This is a genomic window from Butyricicoccus sp., from assembly GCF_050872565.1.
Taxonomy (GTDB): Bacteria; Bacillota; Clostridia; order Oscillospirales; family Butyricicoccaceae; genus Butyricicoccus_A.
Map to the genome: position 1 here is coordinate 1 of NZ_JBNMHC010000186.1, position 4,468 is coordinate 4,468.

The following is a 4,468-nucleotide window of genomic DNA, read 5'->3' on the forward strand; positions in this document are numbered from 1 at the left end:
AATGTCTTTACCAAGGTTGTGCGCATTTCCAATCCGTCTGTGCTCGGCAAGCATGTTGTCGTGCAGGGCGGTACGTTTAAAAACGATGCGGTGCTGTGCGCCTTGGAGCAGTATTTGGGACAGCCGGTCACCCGTGCACCGTATCCGGGAGAAATGGGTGCGATTGGCGCGGCACTGCTCACCAAGAGACAAGCGGGCGAGCACGCAGTCAGCAGCTTTATTGGCTTTTCTGCTCTTCCCAATTTCCAGTACAGCAAACAGGACGGCGTGCCGTGCCCGTTCTGCGGCAATCATTGCAGCAGAACCATTTTGCGATTCTCGAACGGCAGCTCGTTTATTACGGGAAATCGCTGTGAGCGCGGTGAAATCTTGGGCAACCCCAAAGACGCTACCGTGCGGGAACAGGTCAAGCATACACGCCGGACAAAAGACGATGTGCCGAATTTGTTCCGAACTAGAGAACAGCTGCTGTTTCACGATTATCCCTATCCGCAGCTGGATGAGGAAAAAAAGATAACCATTGGCATTCCGCGTGTGTTGTCGTTCTGGGATACCATGCCGTTCTGGAAGGTGTTCTGGCGCAGCTTGGGCTATCGCGTACAAGTGTCTGACAGCAGTACGCGAGACATGTATGAAAATGGCTTGTCTGCGGTTACCTCGGATACGGTTTGTTTTCCAGCGAAGCTCGTGCATGGCCATCTGCGCAATTTGAAGGAAAAGGGCGTAGATCGGATTTTTATGCCGTCCATCACGACGGTAAAAAGCGAAAATCTGGCGGAAACCAGTGAGTCCATGTGCGCTGTCGTCAAGGGATACCCGATTGTCATCCGCAATTCAGATGACCCGGAACGTCGGTGGGGCATTCCGTTTGATGCACCGCTGTTTCACTGGCATCTGCCGGAGGATAGAGACCGCCAGCTCACGCAGTACATGCAGGAAACGTTTGGCATCGCGCCGGAACTGACGCGGAAAGCTATCGCGGCGGGCGACGCGGCACAGCAGGAATTTTCTGATCGCTTGAAGGCAGAAGGCCAGAAAATCATAGATATGGTGCAAAAAAATGGCACCTATGCTGTCGTTTTGGCGTCCAGACCGTATCAAAATGATGCATTGGTCAATCATGATCTGCCGGAGCTGTTTACTGAACACCATATTCCGGTGCTGACTATAGACAGCCTGCCAGACATTAATCACGTGGATCTGCGCAACAGCCGCTTGGACATTGTCAATAATTATCATGCGCGGATGCTGTCCGGCGCTGTGCTTGCAGCGGGCTGCGACTATTTGGAATATGCACAGGTTGTCAGCTTTGGCTGCGGACATGATGCGTATTTATCCGACGAAATTATCCGCATGATGAATGAAATCAGCGGCAAGCATCCGCTGGTGCTCAAACTGGATGAGAGCGATGCTACCGGTCCGCTGCGCATTCGTGTGCGGAGCTTTTTGGAAACAGCGGCACAGCGCAGAACACGGACAACGGGACAGGTACGTGAACTGTCCGATCCATATCCGACAAAATTCACCAAGCAGGACGCAAAAGAACGCATCGTGCTCGTGCCGAACACCTCTCATGCGTTTAGCCGAGTTATGTCAGCAGCATTCAGTGCGCAGCACATCAAGGCAGAGCCGCTTCCAGTCGGAAGAGAGGAAGCCATTCGGCTTGGCAAGCAGTATGTGCACAATGATATTTGTTTCCCGGCGCAGATTGTTATCGGCGAGGCGTTGGAAGCACTGCTCAGTGGAAAATATCAAGGCAAACAGGTTGCCATTGGTATGGGTAAGTACATCGGTGACTGCCGTCTGACGCATTATAGTGCCCTGTTGCGCAAGGCATTAGACGATGCGGGCTTTGCGGATGTTCCGATTTTGACCAATGATGACAAGGACAGCCATGACATGCATCCGGGCTTCCGCATGAGCCTGATGTCTGCACTCAATATTGCGTTTGCCCTGCCAATGATTGACGTTTTGGAAGAATTGCTGCGCAAGATGCGCCCGTATGAACTGGTTGCAGGCAGCGCCGATGCCGCCTTTGAGCGGGCAATGGATGCCGTGATCGACGGCATGGAGCACGGCGGCATTCTCGGGATGCGCGGCGGATTCAAGCGTGCGATTGACATCATGTGCGATGTAGCGTATGATCGTAGTAAACGCAGACCAACGGTTCTCATTGTAGGCGAATATCTGCTCAATTTCCATCCGGGCGCAAACCATGATATTGAGAAATATCTGGAAGACAATGGCTTTGAAATTATTGAGGCGCGTATGACGGATGTCATTCGCAAGTCTTATTTTTACATTGATGCGCAGATTCGGGAATATAAGCTCAAGAAACCGATGGGTGAAAAGATTTGGTATTTTACCGCAGATGAAATCTTCAATGCGGCTCATGCCATGACGGATGCGATTGCCAAAAAGCATCCGCTGTACCATCGGGCGGCACGAATGCAGGAGATTATCAAGGACAGTGACCCAATCATTCATCATACGTTTGATGCCGGTGAGGGCGTGCTGATTCCGGGAGAAATTCTGCACAATGCAAAACGCGGCTGCCGAAACTTTATCATTTTGCAGCCGTTTGGCTGTCTGCCAAATCATGTCGTTGGGCGCGGCATCGCAAAAAGACTCAAGGAACTGTATCCGGATGCGCAGATTTTGCCGTTGGATTATGATCCGGATGTCAGCTTTGCGAATGTAGAGAACCGTCTGCAAATGCTGATTATGAATGAGAAGAGTAAACACGCATAAGGGAGAAATTATGGGATTTTTGGGAAAATTGCGCTGGGAGAAGCAAAAGCGCAGCCAGCGAGCGCACTATGAAGACGAACTGAAAAAGGCAGAAGCGCGGAAACAGGGACAGATTGATCCGCTGTTTGCACCATTGCAGGCACTGCGGGGCAGTCAGCACGGCCGCTGTGTGATTTTGGGTGCGGAAGTGCAGCCGTCTGTGCTGGATCGCTTAAATCACGAGGTGACCCTGTGCAGCGCGGCGGGCTGGGACAAGCTCAAACGAACCGGCTGGCAGCCGACGTATCTCGGCATTCAGAGCCCGGCGATGCTGGAACAGCTGGGCGCACAGATTGAGACGATTCCGGAACAGGGCATTTTTGCCGGAGACAATCTGGCTGTGCCGTCGCCGGTGCCGAAAAACTGGATTGCCTATCCCTATCTTGGTGTCTATAAATACTATTGCAATACCTATGAAACTCACCATGTCAAGTTCAGCGGCGATGCGCTGGAAGTGGTATATGATGGCTATGATACCGTGTACTCGCTGATGCAGATTGCCGTGTATCTCGGCTTTACTGATTTGGTGCTGGTCGGCTGCGGCTGCTGTCATCCGCAGGAGGAAAAGATGCAGTCGGCATTCCAGACGGCAAAGCAGTACGCCGATGCGCATGGCATCCATATATACAACGGCACACCTGGTGAAACCGACGACATCTTTCCGCTGTTTTCCCTGTAATTTACAGATTTGTTCCAAAATTTACACAAGATGCATTGATACATAGCTGCAAAGAGTCTACAATAGAATAGATAGAGAATACATTGCAGGGGAGCGATGCGGCGTGGAGCAGGGAAAGTTTGTCATGGATTTTCTGCGCCCAGAGGTGCAGCAGGAATATCAGGATTGTATCTATCTGCTGATGGGAAAAATCCGGCGGTTTGCCGAACAACAGCAGACTCTGCTTCATCGAGAGATCATTTCGCAGATTGTGTGGCGGCTCAAGAGCGAGCAGAGCATTTTGGCAAAGCTGCGGCGGAAAAAGCGAGAAAAGACCAATGCCAATATCTATCGGTACATCAATGATTTGGCAGGAATTCGCATTGTATGCCTGTATCTGGATGATATAGACCGCGTGCGTGCGTTTTTAGAGATGCTGCCGGATATTCGTATTTTAAAAGTCAAGGATTTTATCAAAAAACCGAAGAACAGCGGGTATCAGAGCCTGCACATGCAGGTACAGTTTCCCAATGAACGCAAGGTGGAAATCCAAATCCGTACGATGGGCATGGATTATTGGTCGGTGATGGAGCACGAATTGCAGTATAAAAAGAAAAGCAAAATCGGACGCTCCCTGCGGAGAGAACTGCTCGCTTGTGCCAATGACATGCATCGGATGGACGAGCGAATGCAGGCGATGCGTTGCTTGCTGGATAAACAGAATAAAGATACGATAGAATAAAACTGTCGCAGAAATCCAAGAGGAAGACTGCGGCAGTTTTTTTGTTGCTTTTGCGTCGGTTGCGGGACGACGTTTTGCATGGTATAATGGTAGGAAATGCGAGGTGAACGGCGATTGGAAGTAAGACTAACACAACTCAATTATCAAGAAATTTTGATGTATCTCGGGTATCGCGGACAGGAACGGCCGCCGGAACTGGAACAGCAGATTCGACGCTGCATGGATGAAGTGACAAAGAGCTGTCAGCCGAGATTGGTCTATCGCAGATTGCCGGTAAA

3 protein-coding genes are annotated in these 4,468 nt (G+C 50.8%); all 3 read left to right on the forward strand.

The genetic code is table 11. From position 1 onward, the window contains the following. On the forward strand, positions 1 to 2,751 hold a 2,751-nt coding region (locus ACR0P9_RS08210; protein WP_432619092.1), incomplete at its 5' end, for an acyl-CoA dehydratase activase-related protein. A 10-nt stretch (positions 2,752 to 2,761) separates the two neighbouring features. After that, positions 2,762 to 3,469: a hypothetical protein gene (locus tag ACR0P9_RS08215; protein ID WP_432619094.1), complete on the forward strand. Its 708-nt coding sequence runs from the start codon at positions 2,762 to 2,764 to the stop codon at positions 3,467 to 3,469. 103 nt (positions 3,470 to 3,572) lie between these two features. Continuing rightward, positions 3,573 to 4,190, forward strand: coding sequence for a GTP pyrophosphokinase (locus tag ACR0P9_RS08220; protein ID WP_432619096.1), 618 nt, complete (start codon positions 3,573 to 3,575; stop codon positions 4,188 to 4,190). Positions 4,191 to 4,468 lie beyond the last annotated feature (278 nt).